This is a genomic window from Corynebacterium sp. HMSC034A01, from assembly GCF_001838175.1.
GTDB lineage: Bacteria > Actinomycetota > Actinomycetes > Mycobacteriales > Mycobacteriaceae > Corynebacterium.
Window position 1 is genome coordinate 73,479 of sequence record NZ_KV835919.1, and the last position, 16,002, is coordinate 89,480.

The window sequence follows — 16,002 nt, forward strand, 5'->3', positions numbered from 1 at the left end:
TCACCATGACCGGCACCCAGCAGCGCTGCCGCCCGAACGGCACCTGGGCAACCCCGACCGCGTGGATCGCCAACATGCCGGTCAAGAACGAGGTCCGCGTCAAGAACTACTCCACCCCGGCCGGCTCCTGGGCACCGAACAAGGGCGCACAGGTCACCGACACCGTGGAGAACCCGAACCCGGCGTACAACGAGGACGTCAAGAAGATCGAGACGGGCGCAAACCTTGACGACGTCACCACGGTCGACAACGACGAAGCCACCGACGTGACCAACAACGACATCGCGAACGAAGGCGCCGAGGTCATCACCGAGGTGGAGGAGAATGCTGCTGACGAGGTCAACGAAGTCGTCGATAAGCAGGCAGATGCCCAGCGCGACCTGGACCTCCAGCCGTACTTCACCACCTCCTCCTGGAAGGTGCCCGGCGCCGCTGGCTCCGTCGCACTGCGCGTGAAGAACACCGGCGCGAAGCGCTACTGGGGCGAATTCCCGGCCCTGACCTTCCGCGTCGAGGTCGGCACCGAGGCGGGCCCGGAGGGCGTTGACCGCCTGATCACCACCACCCAGTACAACGGCACCCACATCCGCGACCTGGGCTACGACTTCGACCGCGGCATCCGCACCTTCGAGGTCACCCTGTCCAACCCGATCCTCGCAGGCGACGAGATGCTGCTGGGCGCCTTCTCCTTCGGCGACGGAAAGACCAAGGAAGGCCGCCTGTACAACTACATGAAGGTCACCCAGACCGGCCGTCTCTCCGAGGACACCTCCTTCTACAACGACCAGGACGTGGACTCCCGCGACGTGACCGTCTCCGACTTCGGCAAGAAGATCCGCGGCGTGTTCTAAAACACTGCTGAATAGCGCGAAAGCCCGTTGAGTCTGCTGCAGACTCAACGGGCTTTTCTCATGCAGCGAGGTTACTGCTCCTGCTCAGCGCGCTTCTTGGCGAAAGACTCGCGCACCTTGGTCTCCAGGTCGGCGTCGACCTTGCCCCAGTACTCGTAGACGCGCTCCTCGACGTCCTTGTTCTTAATCGCCATCATCTTGTTGGTGATGTTGTGGACGAAGCGCTCCTTCTCGGCGTCGTCGAACACGTCGCGGTAGAGCGTGCCAGCCTGGCCGAAATCATCGTCCTCGGCGTGCTTGACATACGCCTCGCGCACCAGATCAGTGCCCTCCGGATCCGGGTTGACGTAGAGGTTCTCCGCCTGGCCGTAGTCGGTGAAGTTGGAGGAGGAATCCTCGTTGTTGTCCAGGTAGCCGGCGCCCTTCTCCGTGCGGTTGGGCACGTAGTTCGGCTCGCCTTCCTCGTTGAAGAAGTAAGCCATGTTGCCGCGCTCGGAGTAGGTGTTCACGTCGTTGAGCGGGCGGTTGACCGGCAGATCCTTGTAGTTCGTGCCAATGCGGTGGCGCTGCTGGTCCGAGTAGGCAAACACGCGGGCCTGCAGCATGCGGTCCGGCGACAGGCCCACGCCCGGCACCAAGTTGGCCGGATCGAGCGCCAGCTGCTCAATCTGCGCGTGGTAGTTCTTCGGGTTGCGGTTGAGCACGAAGTAACCCACCGGGATCAGCGGGTAATCCTTCTGCGACCACGTCTTGGTCAGGTCGAACGGGTTGAAGCGGTAATCCTTCGCCTCCTCGAACGGCATGATCTGCACCTTGACGTCCCAGACTGGGAAGTCGCCGTCCGCAATCGCGTTGAACAAGTCCGCGCGCTGGAAATCCGGGTCGGTGCCCGCCTTCTCGGTGGCCTCCTCGTCGGTGAAGCACTCCCAGCCCTGGCGGGTCTTGAAGTGGTACTTCACCCACACCGGCGTGCCCTCCTCGTTGACCCACTGGAAGGTGTGGGAACCGAAACCGTCCTGGTGGCGCGACGTCTTCGGGGTGCCGCGGTCGCCCATCAGGTAGGTCACCTGGTGCGCAGACTCCGGCGTGCGGGTCCAGAAATCCCACTGCATCTCGTCGTCGCGCAGGCCCGAGTTAGGCTGGCGCTTCTGGGAGTGGATGAAGTCCGGGAACTTCATGCCGTCGCGCAAGAAGAACGTCGGGGTGTTGTTGCCCACGATGTCGTAGTTGCCGTCCTCCGTGTAAAAACGCAGCGCGAAGCCATGCACATCGCGCCAGGTATCCGGCGACCCGGCCTCGCCAGCGACGGTGGAAAAACGCGCCGCCATCGGCGTGACGGTGCCAGGCTGGAACAGCTTCGCCTTCGTGTACTTGGACACGTCCTCGGTGATGTGCAGCTCGCCGAAGGCGCCGTGACCCTTCGCGTGCGGGATGCGCTCTGGCACGTTTTCCCTGTTGAAGTGGGCGAGCTTTTCGATCATGTGGACGTCGTTAAGCACATTCGCCCCTTGACGCCCCTGAGTGACCGAAATGTGCTCCGAAGCGACCGGCTGGCCGCTCAGCTCGGTGGTGCGGCCCTCGCCCGCGGGGCGCTCGCCCCTGGAAACGATCTCTTCTGCCTTGCTTTTATCCGCCATCGCTCACTCCTTAGATCGCTGTTGATGGTGTGCTTCCCACAGTAGGCATTTTCAAGGGAGCGCGACTATCCACACCTGTGGATAACTCTGTGCACAACTCCACAGGGCAGTGAAATGTGCTGGTTTTCTTTCGAAAATGCCAGGTTCCTTCGGCGTGTCATTTTGGGTGTTCGACGTGTCGTTCGAGGAGTTACACGCGTGTAGTTATCCACACTGTGGACAACCGCTGTGGATAACTCATAATCTTTGGGAGTGAATAAAGAGGAGCCCTAGCCGACTTTCCGTCAACTAGCACAAACTCGACACGAGGAAGCCGCTGTTAAAGTTTGTAACTGTTCGCGATTTTTATACCCCGAAGTGAGTCCGCTTTGACTTCTCCAGTCCAGTCACGCCTCAGAGTGTTCTCTATGCTCGTGATCTCTGCTCTCCTTACTGGCTGCTCGGGTACTTCCGACGATGATTTGGAGGCCTACCGTGCCGAACAGGACGCGGCCGTGGCTGACATCGCTGAGATGCTCAATAGCCCTGGCTCACAGCCAACTATTTCCTCTCCTGCGCCGGAAACTACAACGGCATCCCAGCGGTCATACTCCCGGTCGGAGTCGAACTACCAGAATCACTCAAATTATTCCGGACAGCGCGTCGAACCGCCGATCCGACGCGACGTCATCGACCCGAAAAACGACGCTTCAGGCCAGAGTGGCCGTGACGACAATCGTGGCGTGTACTACCACAACTCCGTCGACTGGGAATGGCTAAAGCAGCCCGGCGGGGTTGTACCGGGGGGCCGAATTTTTAACGAAACACAGAGCATGACTTGTTCGACCGGTTTTCTCGCATCCGCAGACGGGCGTTTGTTTATCATCACCGCAGGACATTGCGGCAATCGGGGTGACCAGTTCTACGTGGAGGATTCACGTGGCAACTGGGCCTTCGTGGGAGAGATGGTGGAGTCCTACTTGGAGCAGGACGAGAACGGGAGCATCTTCGGCGCCGATATCGGGTTAATCGAGATCACCGGAGACGCTAAGTACTCCTCTACCCTGCCGGTTGATCTTCCTTTACGTGGTTGGATCACCCCGCAGGAAGCACAGGCCCGCGGTATGGCAATCTGTCGGCTCGGTGCCACCACCGGATACTCCTGCGGTCAGTTTGAAGAAATCGGAAACAACGGTCTCTTCTACTTCCGCAATATCAACGACCGTGGAGATTCAGGCGGCGCGGTCTTCGCCGCTGACAATTCCGGCGTGTGGGCCATCGGTGTCTCCTCCAACGTTTCTGACACTAATAAGACTCGTTTAGGCGCCATGGAAATCGGTAGCGCCATCCAACACTGGGGGCTGACCATTCACGGCTAACCCTTTCGCTGCCTACGGCTGCGCCACGTAGAGAGGACAGAACGCCCCTAATACACCGGGATCGTGGACGGGATGGTCAGCGCCCAGATCGCCACACACGCCGCCACGGCCGCGACCCCCGCCGTGATCCAGCGCGTGCGCATGTTGTCCGAGGTCAGCGGCCACGCCATCACCGCCCCCGCCGCCAGGCCGCCGAGGTGGCCCCACAGTGACACACCCGGGCTGAGCAGCGTGTACGCCACGTTCACCGCCACCAGGGCGAGGGGCGCGCGCAGGTCCGTGGAACGTCGAAAAGCAATGGCGATCAACAGCGCCATCAGCATGTAGAGGGCGCCGGAAGCGCCGGCGGTGGGCACTGTGAAGCTAAATGCGAGCACACTTGCCGACGCCCAAAGGACCCCCGCGACCCACGCCACCACAAACGGGCCAGAGCCGAGGAAGCGTTCCACCTCCGCACCCACCAGGACCAGCATGAACATGTTGAGGAAGAGGTGCGTGATGTCCAAGTGCATGAAGCCGGCGGTGAGCGCGCGGAGGTAGCCCGCGCCGTAGACCTCGGGGCCGTAGAGGATCGTGTGGGTGCCCACCTGCGAATCCCACACCACGTCCGTCAGCGAACGGGCCTGGAGCGCGGCGGCGAGGAAGACGAGCGTGCAGATCACCGTAATCGCCGTGGTGGCGGGGGCGGTGCGGGGCAGATGGCGGAGAGTGGGCATGAAATCAGGGTACGAAAAAGCCCCCGCACGGTGGCGGGGGCGCGGCGCTTTTGGCTTGGGGGCTTACGCGATCTCGACGGACTCGATCACGACGTCCTCGACCGGGCGGTCCATGCGGCCAGTCTGCACGTTCGCGATCTCGTCGACGACCTTCTTCGACGCCTCATCGGTCACCTCGCCGAAGATGGTGTGGCGGTTGTTCAGCCACGGGGTCGCGTCGACGGTGATGAAGAACTGGGAACCGTTCGTGCCCGGGCCGGCGTTAGCCATGGCCAGCAGGTACGGGCGGTCGAACTGCAGCTCCGGGTGGAACTCGTCGGCGAACTGGAAGCCCGGGCCGCCGGTGCCGGTGCCGGTCGGGTCGCCGCCCTGGATCATGAAACCCGGGATGATGCGGTGGAAAATCGCGCCGTCGTAGAACGGGCCCTCGGTGGTGCCCTGGGCGTTCTTGGCGGAGTAATCGGTGGTGCCCTGCGCAAGGCCGGTAATCGTCTCAACCGTCTTCGGCGCGTGGTTGCCGAACAGGTCGATCACAATGTCGCCGTGATTGGTGTGCAGAGTCATGGTCTGAGTCTTCTGAGTCATGCGCTCTAGGGTACGCGCGTTCCGGCGCACGGGGTGCGGTGCGTGGGATGTGGGGTTGGGCTCATGGTCCTAAAGGTCGAGTCCGGGAGGTCGAGTACGCCCGGATTCGGTGCCGTACTCGACCTCCGCCGCTCGACTTTCGGCGGCGTATAGCGCCCCTACCTCCGCCAGTGTTCCCCGTGCACCGGTCTGAACACCGTGGCCGGCACTTTCGGCTCGCCGAGGAGACCGGAGCGGGCCTTCAGCTCCAGGATCTCCCGGACGCAGGCCTCCTCGTCACGGAGAATCTCCGACGGCTCGAAGCGGGCGACCTCGTAGATCTGCTTCCGCAACCAGTTTTCACGCAGGAGCTGGTCCCGCGACACCTTCTTCGCCAATTCCTCGTCTTTCTTCGCCGTCTTGACCAGCCCGTCGATCTCGATCGCCACCTGCCCCCACAGCAGGTCCGGGCGCACGTAACGGCCAATCCACATCTGCTCGCGGACGATGATGTTCCGCTCGCGCAGGATCACGCGCAGGAGAGACTCGTACGGCGATTCGGACTTGGTGGACGACCAGCGCAACGCCTGCCGTGCCCGCCCGATCCCCTTCTTGCCGGCCAGACGCTTGATCGTCGCATGGAGTTCGGCCTGGATGCGTTCCTGCTCCAGCGGTGGCTTGCCCACAAATAGGGAATCCATCGCGACGACTCCTGCCCTCACCCCGTGCAGGCGCGCGACGTCGACGGCTGTGCGGACGGGGCTGGTTAACCGGAGGACGTCGCCAGGCGTCGCGCACTCGATGGCCACCACATCCTCTTCGGGGATGCGCAGGCTGCGGTACTCGACCCCCTCCGGCCAGCTTGCCCTGGCGGGCGGTTTTTGTCCTGGGATGGCCAGCAAGACGGGCGCGTTTGGGGCGGGCAGCGTCCACAGGCCGTGCACAACTGCGGCAGAGCGCCCCACCAGCACCGCTTTCCGGCTCGCGGCGCCGACGGCATAGCTGCTGAGAAACTCCCGCTCGTGGTGTTTCAGCCGCGACCATTCTGCCTGGGCGATGAATTTGTTCGCGGATAACTTGATGCACGTTTGACGGTCCGACTCCCCCGGTCTGACCAGCAGCTGTGCTAGCTTTCTCCTGTTCATATTTCCCCCCGTTTCGCTCACGCTACAGCGTCTGCGGCGGAAACGAAAGAGCCCCGCCAAAAGTCGAGCGGCGGAGGTCGAGTCCGGCCCAAATAGAGGGCGTACTCGACCTCCCGTACTCGACTTTCGCGGGGCGAGCAGGGCGGGGGCCGGGGCGATTGCTTTGCGACGTCAGCTCCGCCCCGCCCGGCGCGCTAGAGCCGAACCTAGAGCCCTTCGACGACCTCGTCGCGCGCGGCGACCAGGTTGCGCAGGGAGGGCTCGACCTCCTTGTACCCGCGGGTCTTCAGGCCGCAGTCCGGGTTGACCCAGAGGCGCTCGGTGGGCACGTGGTTCAGTGCCGCGCGCAGCAGGCCGACGATCTCCTCGGTGGAGGGCACTCGCGGGGAGTGGATGTCCCACACGCCGGGACCGATTTCGGAGTGGAAGGTCTCGTCGATGTCCTCGAGCAGCTCCATCTTGGAACGGGCCGCCTCGATGGAGGTGACGTCGGCGTCGAGGCCTGCGACGGCGTCGATGATCTGGCCGAACTCGGAGTAGCACAGGTGGGTGTGGATCTGCGTTGCAGGCTGCGCCTCCAACGAGACCAGGCGGAACGCGCGCTGGGCCCACTCCAGGTAGGCGGCGCGGTCGTCTTCGCGCAGCGGGAGCAGCTCGCGCAGGGCCGGCTCGTCGATCTGGATGACCTTGATGCCGGCCTTCTCCAGGTCGGCGACCTCGTCGGCAAGCGCCACGCCGATCTGGTCCGCGGAGACGGAAAGCGGCACGTCGTCGCGCTTGAACGACCAGGCCAGGATGGTCACCGGGCCGGTGAGCATGCCCTTGACCGGCTTGTCGGACAGGGACTGGGCGTAGGCCGACCACTCCACGGACATGGCCTCCGGGCGGGAGACGTCGCCGACCACGATCGGCGGGCGGGTGCAGCGGGAGCCGTAGGACTGGACCCAGCCGTTTTCGGTGACCACGAAGCCGTCGAGAAGCTCGGCGAAGTACTGCACCATGTCGTTGCGCTCCGCCTCGCCGTGGACGAGGACGTCCAGGCCGATCTCCTCCTGCAGCTCGATGACCTGCTTGATCTCGGCCTTCAGCGCTTCGGTGTACTCGGCGTCGGTAAGGGTGCCCTCGCGGTGGTCCGCGCGCGCCTTGCGGATCTCGGTGGTCTGCGGGAAGGAACCGATCGTGGTGATCGGCAGGGTGGGCAGGCCGAGCTCCTCGCGCTGGACCTTGTTGCGCTCCTCGAACGCCGGCTCGCGTTTGACGGCACCCTCCGGCAGGGCCGCCACGCGGTCCACCACGGCCTTGTTGTGGATGGTCTCAGACTCGGCGCGGGTGCGCACTGCACGGTCGGACTGCGCGAACGCCTCCTTGGCGCCCTCCTCACCAGCGACAAGCGCCTGGATCTCGGCGAGCTTCTCGTCGGCGAACGCCAGCCACGGGGCGACCTCGACCGGGATGTTGCGCTCGGCCTTCAGGGTGTGCGGCACGTGCTGCAGGGAGGTGGAGGTGGACACGGACACCTCGCGCTCGCCCAAAGACTGAAGGACCTCTGTGCGCTCGCGCAGGTTGGCGGTCCAGACGTTGCGGCCGTCGATGAGTCCGGCGACCAGGTGGGTCTCCGCCGGGATCTGCTCGCGCACGCGCTCCGGGTAGCCGGCGTCGGCCTCGAGGGTCCACGGGGATAGGTCCACGTGCAGCGCCTCCACGCCGAGGGAGCCCAGGACCGGCAGGGCCTCGCGGGCGGAGCCGTACGGGGTGGTCAGGTACACGTTCGGGCGGGTCTCGCGGCCCAGCAGCGCGGTCCACGCCTCGCGTAGGTGCTGCGCAATCTCCGCGTCCGGGGTGGACAGGTCGGCCACCACGGCGGGTTCGGCGATCTGGACCCACTCCACGCCGGCGTCCTTCAGCGCGGCGAAGACCTCGGCGTACGCCTCAACCAGCGACGGCAGCAGCGACCACTCCGCCGGCTTGGACAGCGCGATCAGCGTGACCGGGCCGACCAGGAACGGGCGGACCTTGTGGCCGGCCTCGGCGGCCTCCTCCACGATGCGCAGGATGCGCTCCGGCACCGCCTTGATCTCCTGACCAGCTTCGATCTCCGGCACGAGGTAGTGGTAGTTGGTGTCGAACCACTTGGTCATCTCCAGCGGCACGCGGGTGTCGTTGCCGCGGGCGAGCGCGAACTCCTCGTCCAGGTCAACGCCGCCCGGCACAAGGCCCACGGTCAGGGCGGTGTCGAGCACCTGGTCGTAGAGCGCGACGTCCGCCGGGATGGCGTAATCCTCGGTCAGACCGAGGTCGCGCAGGTGGTTGTAGTTGTTCACGCGCAGGGCGCGTGCGGTGGAGCGGAACGTCTCAGCGTCGATGCGGCCCGCCCAGTAGCTTTCCAGCGCGCGCTTGAGCTCGCGGTTCGCGCCGATGCGGGGGTAGCCCTCGATGGTGGCCTTGGGGAAGGTGGTCATTGTTGTCCTTTATCTATTCCGATGCGGTCCAGAAAGTCCCGCGTGACGTCCAGGTTGTTGTGCGTGTACACGTGGAGCCCGCCCGCGCCGGCATCCAAAATCTCGCGCGCCAGGTTGGCGGTGAGTTGCATGCCGGCCTCGTACTCGTCGTCTGCTTCGAGCAATTGCTTCTCGACGCCCACCGGCACCTCCAGTCCCGACAACTCCCCCATGCGGCGGACCCTCTTCAGCGAGGTCATGGGCATGATGCCGGGGATGAGCGGGATGCGCACGCCCGCCAGCCGCGCAATCTCCACGAAGTCCAGGAAGTCCTGGGCCTCGAAGAACAGCTGGGTGATGGCGAAATCCGCGCCCAGGCGCTGCTTTGTCAGCAGCACGTCCAGGTCGTGGTCGAGGTTGCGCGACTCCTCGTGGCCCTTGGGGTAGCAGGCCACTGAAAGGGCGAGCTTGCCGGCGGCGAGGCGGAACGCCTCTTCCTCCTGCACGTCCTGGATCAGGTTGAGCAGATCCGTGGCGTACTGGAGGTGGTCCGCCGGCAGGCCGGTTTCCGGCAGGTCCCCGCGCAGGGCGAGGAACCCGCGGACGCCGGCGTCGATAAGCACCCGCACCCACTCCGCCATCTCATCGCGCGTGCCCGCAGTGCAGGCGAGATGCGCGATGGGACGCAGGTCGGTGGTCTCCGCGATGCGGGAGATCACGGCGGCGGTGCCCTCCAGCCACTCGCTGCGGCGCGAGCTGGTCACGGAGACGTAATCCGGCTTGTACTCCGCCAGGCCCGCGATGAGCTGGTCGATCTTGCCCGCGTCGTCCGTGGGGCGAGGCGGGATGATCTCAAAACTCAAGGCGGTGCGCTGGCGCTTCGGGCGGGGGCGGCGGATCAGCTGCGCGCCCTCGCGGTCCAGCGGTGCCGAGGCGGAGAGCCTGGTCGAAGGAGAGGCTTCGAACATGGCGGGACCTTTCTCGGCTGGGTTGATGTGTTTCGTTGCACCGTGGTTAAACGGTGCCTTGAAACTTATTTGGGGCGTGTAGCGGCCACAATGCGCTACCGGTTTTCGGCGGCGTTTCTGCTGCGCACGAGGTTATTCAGCGTGAATGTTAATCGCTCAAAATGAACCAAGCTGTTCATTTTTGCGTAACGCTTGGTACGCGTGGGTGGGGCACGCGTCTCCCCGACCCCCGGATTCCGCGGATCCAGCTAGTAAGACCCAGCTATCCGGCCCCTGGAGGCGAAAAACGGTGTGCTATTCGCTGGATCTAGCCAGAGAGGCGGGCTGCGAGAGGCGCACCACCAAACTCCCCGAGCTGGCACCGCGGATTTCGCTACCCTGGGGCCGCGTAACCACCTGAAACTTACAAACGCAACGCAAGGAGCAACCCGTGAACCTCAAGAACATCGGCTTCGCCGCCGCTTTTGTCAACCAGGCGTGGAAGTACCTGCGCGACCAGAACGACAAGCGCGAGCGCGACATCTACCAGTCCCTGCTTGACAACCTGAAGGACGGCAAGCTGGACGATATCCACGAAAAGTTCGACATGGACGAGCTGCAGGAACTGTACGGCGCGGCCCGCGCGCAGGCCGGCGAGATCACCCGCGACGCGCACGACCGCCTGGACCGCCGCCGCAAGCAGTTCGAGGCTGCCGCGCCGAGCCGCAAGGAGCGCCAGGAGTTCCTGGAGAAGCACGCGAAGAGCGCAAAGAAGAACGCGAAGAAAAAGAAGAAGGGCGGGGTTGGCAAGGTCATCGGCACGACGCTGGGCACCGCGGCGCTCGCGGGCGGCGCGTGGGCTGCCTGGGAGTTCTTCCTCAAAGACAAGCTCGCGGGCGAGAACGAGCCAGCGAAGACCTACCGCCCGGCGCCGACCCGCACGGAGACGGACAACCGTGGCTCCTCCACCCTCGTGTACTCGACTCGCACGGAGGATGATCTGGAGGCAACGGCGACTACCAACTCCACCGAGGACCTCGGCGGCGAGGGCCTGACCACCCTGGACACCCTGGCGGACAACCAGCGCAAGGCCACCAGCCCGCAGCACTCCGTTGAGGACGCGGCGGGCGCGCAGGGCAACATCGACGGCGGTGTTGACGGCGGCCGCCACGAGCTGCGCGAGGACTAAACCAACGCCAGTTACGCCGTGGTGCGCCAGCCAGCCATGAGGTGGCGCACCAGGCGGTCGCGCACGTCCGGGAGGATGTCGGCGAGCGGGGCGGCGAGCGGCCGCGTCGCCACAACGAGCTCGGTTGCCAGCTGCATGGGTGACTGGCCGGGGGCGATGATGCCGTGGGGGGCGGCGGCGTCGATAAGCAATTGCACTTTGCTCATGAAGGCGTCGCGCCGCGCGCCGAGCCCGCCGTCGGAGCTGTCGGCGGCCAGCGCGGCGGCGAGGATGCCCACGCCCGATTCGACGAGGGCCCAGACGAAGGATTCGAAGTGCTCGACGGGGTTGTCCTCGAAGCCGTCGAGGGCGTCGTCGAGGAGTGTTTCGATGCGTTCGAGGTAGACGATCGCGCAGGCGTCGTAGAGTGCGGCGCGGGTGGGAAAGTGACGGTAGAGGGTGGCGATGCCCACGCCGGCGTCCGCCGCGATGCCTTCGAGGGTGATCTCGGAGTTCGGGCGGTTACCAATCTGTGCCAGCGCGGCGGTGACTATCTGGTCGCGTTTCGCGCGGGCGTCTGCGCGCATTATTGACCAGCCCCCTTTTTTGGGTTTGACAGTGACTATTTTGGGGAGCACCATAGCACGAGCTAAGTGATAGTCCACCCTACGGTTAAGGGACCGCATGACCCCCATACTCAGCACGCACAACCTCGTGCTCCGCAAGGGCGACACCCCGGAAAACTTCGACATCGGCCGGGGGTTGACCCTGTTGAACACGCGGCGAGAGTCCCATTCGACCCTGCTCAGCCTCGCGCTGGCAGGGCGCTACAACCCGCACTCCGGCACCATCCTCCTCGACGGTGAGGAGACCAAGACGCGCCAGCGCTTCAAGCAGGTCGCGCTCGCGGGCGTGACCGAGATTGACAAGCTGGACCGCCTCGTGCGCATCCGCGACGTGGTGCGGGAACAGATTGCGTGGTCGCAGAGCTTCTTCGCTATCACGCCGCACAAGGCCGAGGCGATCAAGTCCCACGACAGCGTGGAGAAGTGGCTGGAGCCGCTGCAGCTGGGAGACATCGACATGACGGCCAAGGTCGGCGACATCGGTCCCACGGACCGGTTCCGCCTGCGCGTGCTGCTGGCGCTGATTTCGCGCCCGGACGCGAAGATGCTGATCGTGGACGACGTGGACCAGGTGCGCAAGATGGACATCCGCCGAAAGCTGCTGGATGATCTGCGCGGGGTCGCGGTACACCTGCCCGTCATGGTGAACACGGTGAATGAGGAGGGGCTATGAGCGGCCTGCACATTGGATCCGACTTCCGGAAGTTCGCCCACGGCAAGCTTCCCCCGCTTGCCATCACGGCGATCTGTCTGCTGCCGCTACTGTTCGGCGGCCTGTTCCCCTGGGCGTACTGGGACCCGCTGGGCAACCTGTACAAGCTGCCCGTCGCGTTGGTGAACTCGGACGAGGGCGACAACGGCCAGCAGGTCGTGGACGAGCTGCTGGAGCAGCGCCCCATGGATTTCCGGGTGGTCAGCGCCGAGGAGGCCCAAGAGGGCATCGCCGACGGCACCTACTACCTGGGCCTAGAGATCCCCACCGACTTCTCTGAGGCTGTGACCAGCGTGAAGGAGGATGACCCGCATTCAGCGAAGATCAACATCACGCTGAACGAGACCAACGGCTTCATCCCCACCATGCTGGGCGAGAAGGCCGCGGAGGCCATCGGTTCCGCGGTGTCGAATTCCGTGGGCAGCAAGGTGGTGGAGCAGCTGTTTGTGGGCATTAACACGCTCTCGGATGGCGTGCATAAGGCCGCCGACGGCGCCGAACAGTTGGACGAGGGCGCGACCAAAGCACACGACGGCTCGGAGAAGCTCAACGAGGGCGGCACGCAGCTCAACGACGGCATCCAGCAGCTCAACGACAAGGTGCAGCAGATGCCGGACGCGGTGAACAAGCTCGACGGCGGTGTCGCGCGTCTGCAGGACGGCGCAATCCAGCTCAACGACGGCATCACCACCGCTTCCGGCGGCGCCGACCAGCTCTCCAACGGCCTGACTCAGCTGCAGGCCGGTACGCAGCAGCTTGGCGACGGCGCCACGCAGATCGCCGGCGGCGTGGACAAAATCGCAGGCTTCGCGGGCAAGATCAACGAACTGCAGGCCGCGTTGGATGACATCAACGCGAACCTGAACAACGTGATCGCGGACCTGGACCGCTCCCCCATCCCGGGCAGCAAGGAACTGGCGGACCAGGCGCGCGGCGTGCAGCTGCAGATCAACGCCGGGCCGCTGCAGGCGGTCACCGAGAACAACCTGGTGGGCCAGCTGATGCAGCTGCAGGCCGGCGCCCACGAGCTGGCGACCCAGCTGTCGGACCCGAGCGCGAAGTACCGCGGCGGCGTGGACAGCGCAGTCGAGGGCGCACAGACGCTGGCGGACGGCCTGAAGCGCCTGCAGGAAGGCTCCGGCACCCTGCTCGCCGGCGTGACCACGCTGAAGGACGGCACGGGCAAGCTGGTCGTGGCGGCGAACACCGCCACGGACGCCACCTCGCGCCTGGCCGCCGGCTCGAACCAGCTGGTGGTGGGCCTGGGCGACCTCAACGACGGCTTGGTCAAGCTTTCGGACGGCACCGGCGAGCTCTCCATGAGCCTTTCCGACGGCGCCGAAAAGGCCCCGAGCTGGGAAGGCGAGCGCCTGAACAAGGCCATTGACGCCGCCTCGGACCCAGTGCACACCGAAAACACCGGCGACGGCCTGGCCTTCTTCGGCAAGGGCCTCAGCCCGTTCTTCCTGTCGCTGTCGCTGTGGTTCGGCGTGCTGATTATGTACATGATCATGCCGCCGTTCAGCCGCCGCGCTATCGACTCGGGCACCAACCCGCTGCGCGTGCTGCTGTACACGATGATCCCGTCGTTCATCATCGGCTTCTTCCAGTCCGTCGCCCTGTGGGTGATGCAGACGTTCATCCTGGACGTCGAGCCGCTGCACCCGCTGTCACTGCTCGGCGTGCTGGTGCTGGTGTCCTGGGTGTTCGTGACCGCGATCATGGCGCTGAACACCGCGCTTGGGCCCGCGCCCGGACGTCTGGCCACCATGGCGCTGATGTCGCTGCAACTGGTGGCGTCGAACGGCTTGTACCCGCCGGAGGTGCAGCCCGAGTTCGTCCAATGGGTGCACAGCTGGGACCCGATGCGCTACTCGGTGGATTTGGTGCGCTACGCACTGTTTGGCACACAGTCGTACGACCCGCGCATGTGGACCGCCGTGACGGTGCTGCTGTTCGTCGGCGCGCTGTCTGTGGCCATCTCGTGCGCCGCGCTGTACGCCCGCCGGATCTGGCACATGAAGGATCTCCACCCCGAGCTGACCGTTTAGCCCCTACCATGGGCGAGGCAGACAATTTCCCCCGAGAGATCGAAGGACCCCGCCCATGTTTCTGAAGAAGTCCAACAAGGACAAGATCAACCTGCGTCTTCCGTCCGCCGCGCTGCGCATCCCCACCGGCGCCCTGATCCTGAACTCCGGCCTGGGCAAGTTCCAGGTGGACAAGGAGGGTGCTGAAGGCCTGCGCGATATGGCTACCGACGGCATCCCGCAGCTCGGCCAGATCGACGCGGAGACGTTCGCCACCGGCCTTGCCTCCGCCGAGACCGCCCTTGGTGCCGCGCTGCTGTGCCCGCTGATCCCGAACCGCCTCGCCGGCCTGGGCCTGACCGCGTTCGGCGCTGGCCTGCTCACCATGTACTTCGGCGGCGACCAGTACACCGAGGACGACGGCATCCGCCCGTCCAGCGCAGGCCTTGCCATTGCGAAGGACTCCTGGCTCGTGGGCATCGGCCTGGCGCTGGCTGCCCTGCCGCGCAAGTAGCAGTGAAGCGCGCCCTCGCCCTCACGCTCGCCGCCGCGCTGATACCCGCGACGGTGATTGCGCCGAAGGCGGAGGCGGTGAAGCTGCGCTGCCACCCCGTGCACGTCATTCAGGCGGCTGGCACGGGGTTTTCGCATTCTTGGGATCCTTCCGCACGCGAGACGCTTTTCGACGACGCCTCCTCCCCCGCCGACGACCTCCAACGCCGCTTCGGCGCCCGCACCGTCTCCACATACACCGTGAAGTACCCGGCCTCGCTGGGCAGGTTCAGCGCTCTGGGCGCCGGCAACGGCCTGGAGGGCACGGAGGCCGCCACGTACGGCGAGTCCGTGCGCTACGGCCGCGACGTGGCGACCCTGGAGATGGAGACTATGGCCCGGCACTGCCCCGGCACCCGCTTCATCCTCATCGGCTACTCCCAGGGCGCGCACCTGATCGGCGACGCCGAAGGGTGAGCGCGGCGCGAACTTTGAGACGGTGCAGACTGGCGGCACCACCTTTGAGCCCACCCGCGTCGGCCTGGCCGGCACCCGCCGCGCCAGCTTCAACGGGCTCGAGGGCAAGGTGCTCTCCCTGTGCAACGGCGCCGACATGGCGTGCGCGACGGACCCGGACTCCGTGCTGCGCGCGGTCGCGGACGTGGCCGGGCGCGACGTGTTGGTCGGCCCGTTCAATGCCTTCACCGGCATGCGCGTCGCGCGCTTCCAGCAGCTGCGCGCCGGCGGCATGCCCCCGCGCGAGGCGGTCAGGGAGTCGGGGCTTTCGCTTCTCGACGCCACCGTGGCCCCCCAAATCCTCTACGAACTCCACCTGATCCTCTCCGCCGCCAGCCGCCACGCGGATGCCGCGAGCCCCACGCCTGTGGAGCAACATGCCGCCATCGCGCTGGCTGCCGCGACGCCGGAGCTGGCGAAGGAGGGCGTGACCTGGACCTGGATGCTGCAGGGTTTGGAGCGCTTCGGCGTGGTTCCCCGCACGACCACGGGCACGGAGGGGAGGCAGGTGGTGGTGCGGGAGCTCGTCGCAAAGCTGAGTGCTCAGGCTATCGACGCCGCCGGTTTGCGCGCCGCCTACGACCACCCCGCAAACGCCAACCTGGTGGCCTCCGCAAAGCTGGCGGGCGACTTCGTGCCGCGGCACAAGTCGTACTACAAGCTGGGCTACACCGAAATCCCCGGCGGGTACGCGGTGGAGGGACGCACCGGCTACGACTACGCGCTGGACTGGTTGGGCTAGGTCGTCGAGGGAGTTGCCGGGGAGTAGGAAAGAGAAATGCCCACCAGGGTGGACCTGGTG

Annotated in this window: 14 protein-coding genes and 1 pseudogene; 8 read left to right on the forward strand and 7 right to left on the reverse strand. The window is 65.5% G+C overall.

What is annotated here, in order from left to right; translation table 11 throughout:
• Positions 1–851, forward strand: a pseudogene (locus HMPREF2791_RS00515) (hypothetical protein); the annotation flags it as partial.
• A 71-nt stretch (positions 852–922) separates the two neighbouring features.
• Here HMPREF2791_RS00515 and HMPREF2791_RS00520 read toward each other — a convergent pair.
• On the reverse strand, positions 923–2,488 hold the full coding sequence (locus HMPREF2791_RS00520; protein WP_070843797.1) for a catalase: 1,566 nt from the start codon (positions 2,486–2,488) through the stop codon (positions 923–925).
• 407 nt (positions 2,489–2,895) lie between these two features.
• Here HMPREF2791_RS00520 and HMPREF2791_RS11720 point away from each other — a divergent pair, with 407 nt between their 5' ends.
• The gene (locus HMPREF2791_RS11720; protein WP_141764875.1) at positions 2,896–3,846 is read left to right on the forward strand and encodes a S1 family peptidase; all 951 of its coding nucleotides are present in this window, start codon (positions 2,896–2,898) and stop codon (positions 3,844–3,846) included.
• A gap of 47 nt (positions 3,847–3,893) precedes the next feature.
• On the opposite strand, the gene HMPREF2791_RS00530 is transcribed toward HMPREF2791_RS11720, so the two are convergent.
• The 5 genes from HMPREF2791_RS00530 to HMPREF2791_RS00550 all read right to left on the reverse strand — a co-directional run bounded on the left by HMPREF2791_RS00530 (position 3,894) and on the right by HMPREF2791_RS00550 (position 9,677).
• The gene (locus HMPREF2791_RS00530) at positions 3,894–4,562 is read right to left on the reverse strand and encodes a rhomboid family intramembrane serine protease (protein WP_070843799.1); all 669 of its coding nucleotides are present in this window, start codon (positions 4,560–4,562) and stop codon (positions 3,894–3,896) included.
• A gap of 63 nt (positions 4,563–4,625) precedes the next feature.
• Entirely contained in the window at positions 4,626–5,147 is a 522-nt protein-coding gene (locus HMPREF2791_RS00535) for a peptidylprolyl isomerase (RefSeq protein WP_070475521.1), read from the reverse strand.
• 158 nt (positions 5,148–5,305) lie between these two features.
• Positions 5,306–6,271: a DUF559 domain-containing protein gene (locus tag HMPREF2791_RS00540; protein ID WP_070475518.1), complete on the reverse strand. Its 966-nt coding sequence runs from the start codon at positions 6,269–6,271 to the stop codon at positions 5,306–5,308.
• A 206-nt stretch (positions 6,272–6,477) separates the two neighbouring features.
• The gene (metE, locus tag HMPREF2791_RS00545) at positions 6,478–8,730 is read right to left on the reverse strand and encodes a 5-methyltetrahydropteroyltriglutamate--homocysteine S-methyltransferase (protein ID WP_070843800.1); all 2,253 of its coding nucleotides are present in this window, start codon (positions 8,728–8,730) and stop codon (positions 6,478–6,480) included.
• The gene (locus tag HMPREF2791_RS00550; RefSeq protein WP_070843801.1) at positions 8,727–9,677 is read right to left on the reverse strand and encodes a methylenetetrahydrofolate reductase; all 951 of its coding nucleotides are present in this window, start codon (positions 9,675–9,677) and stop codon (positions 8,727–8,729) included. Before HMPREF2791_RS00550 ends, metE begins: the two co-directional genes overlap by 4 nt.
• Positions 9,678–10,107: 430 nt before the next feature.
• On the opposite strand from HMPREF2791_RS00550, the gene HMPREF2791_RS00555 reads away from it, so the two are divergent.
• Positions 10,108–10,845: a hypothetical protein gene (locus HMPREF2791_RS00555; protein ID WP_070843802.1), complete on the forward strand. Its 738-nt coding sequence runs from the start codon at positions 10,108–10,110 to the stop codon at positions 10,843–10,845.
• 11 nt (positions 10,846–10,856) lie between these two features.
• Here the strand turns inward: HMPREF2791_RS00555 and HMPREF2791_RS00560 are convergent, their stop codons facing one another.
• On the reverse strand, positions 10,857–11,411 hold the full coding sequence (locus HMPREF2791_RS00560; protein WP_070843803.1) for a TetR/AcrR family transcriptional regulator: 555 nt from the start codon (positions 11,409–11,411) through the stop codon (positions 10,857–10,859).
• 97 nt (positions 11,412–11,508) lie between these two features.
• On the opposite strand from HMPREF2791_RS00560, the gene HMPREF2791_RS00565 reads away from it, so the two are divergent.
• From HMPREF2791_RS00565 to HMPREF2791_RS00585, 5 genes are read left to right on the forward strand one after another with little or no spacing between them, the layout of a single operon-like run.
• A complete protein-coding gene (locus HMPREF2791_RS00565; protein ID WP_070843804.1) occupies positions 11,509–12,123 on the forward strand; it encodes an ATP-binding cassette domain-containing protein in 615 nt (204 codons plus the stop codon).
• Positions 12,120–14,213 (forward strand): YhgE/Pip domain-containing protein, encoded by a 2,094-nt coding sequence (locus tag HMPREF2791_RS00570; RefSeq protein WP_070843805.1) that lies wholly within the window; start codon positions 12,120–12,122, stop codon positions 14,211–14,213. Before HMPREF2791_RS00565 ends, HMPREF2791_RS00570 begins: the two co-directional genes overlap by 4 nt.
• A 55-nt stretch (positions 14,214–14,268) precedes the next feature.
• Complete coding sequence (locus tag HMPREF2791_RS00575) at positions 14,269–14,706, forward strand: hypothetical protein (RefSeq protein ID WP_070475505.1); 438 nt, start codon at positions 14,269–14,271, stop codon at positions 14,704–14,706.
• A 2-nt stretch (positions 14,707–14,708) separates the two neighbouring features.
• On the forward strand, positions 14,709–15,161 hold the full coding sequence (locus tag HMPREF2791_RS00580; RefSeq protein WP_070843806.1) for a cutinase family protein: 453 nt from the start codon (positions 14,709–14,711) through the stop codon (positions 15,159–15,161).
• A gap of 22 nt (positions 15,162–15,183) precedes the next feature.
• Entirely contained in the window at positions 15,184–15,942 is a 759-nt protein-coding gene (locus HMPREF2791_RS00585) for a hypothetical protein (RefSeq protein WP_070843807.1), read from the forward strand.
• Positions 15,943–16,002: the final 60 nt, after the last annotated feature.

Coding starts and splice junctions, on each gene's coding strand:
- HMPREF2791_RS00520 (WP_070843797.1), bottom strand. CDS start 2,488: ATGGCGGATAAAAGCAAGGCAGAAGAGATCGTTTCCAGGGGCGAGCGC.
- HMPREF2791_RS11720 (WP_141764875.1), top strand. CDS start 2,896: ATGCTCGTGATCTCTGCTCTCCTTACTGGCTGCTCGGGTACTTCCGAC.
- HMPREF2791_RS00530 (WP_070843799.1), bottom strand. CDS start 4,562: ATGCCCACTCTCCGCCATCTGCCCCGCACCGCCCCCGCCACCACGGCG.
- HMPREF2791_RS00535 (WP_070475521.1), bottom strand. CDS start 5,147: ATGACTCAGAAGACTCAGACCATGACTCTGCACACCAATCACGGCGAC.
- HMPREF2791_RS00540 (WP_070475518.1), bottom strand. CDS start 6,271: ATGAACAGGAGAAAGCTAGCACAGCTGCTGGTCAGACCGGGGGAGTCG.
- metE (WP_070843800.1), bottom strand. CDS start 8,730: ATGACCACCTTCCCCAAGGCCACCATCGAGGGCTACCCCCGCATCGGC.
- HMPREF2791_RS00550 (WP_070843801.1), bottom strand. CDS start 9,677: ATGTTCGAAGCCTCTCCTTCGACCAGGCTCTCCGCCTCGGCACCGCTG.
- HMPREF2791_RS00560 (WP_070843803.1), bottom strand. CDS start 11,411: ATGCGCGCAGACGCCCGCGCGAAACGCGACCAGATAGTCACCGCCGCG.
- HMPREF2791_RS00565 (WP_070843804.1), top strand. CDS start 11,509: ATGACCCCCATACTCAGCACGCACAACCTCGTGCTCCGCAAGGGCGAC.
- HMPREF2791_RS00570 (WP_070843805.1), top strand. CDS start 12,120: ATGAGCGGCCTGCACATTGGATCCGACTTCCGGAAGTTCGCCCACGGC.
- HMPREF2791_RS00575 (WP_070475505.1), top strand. CDS start 14,269: ATGTTTCTGAAGAAGTCCAACAAGGACAAGATCAACCTGCGTCTTCCG.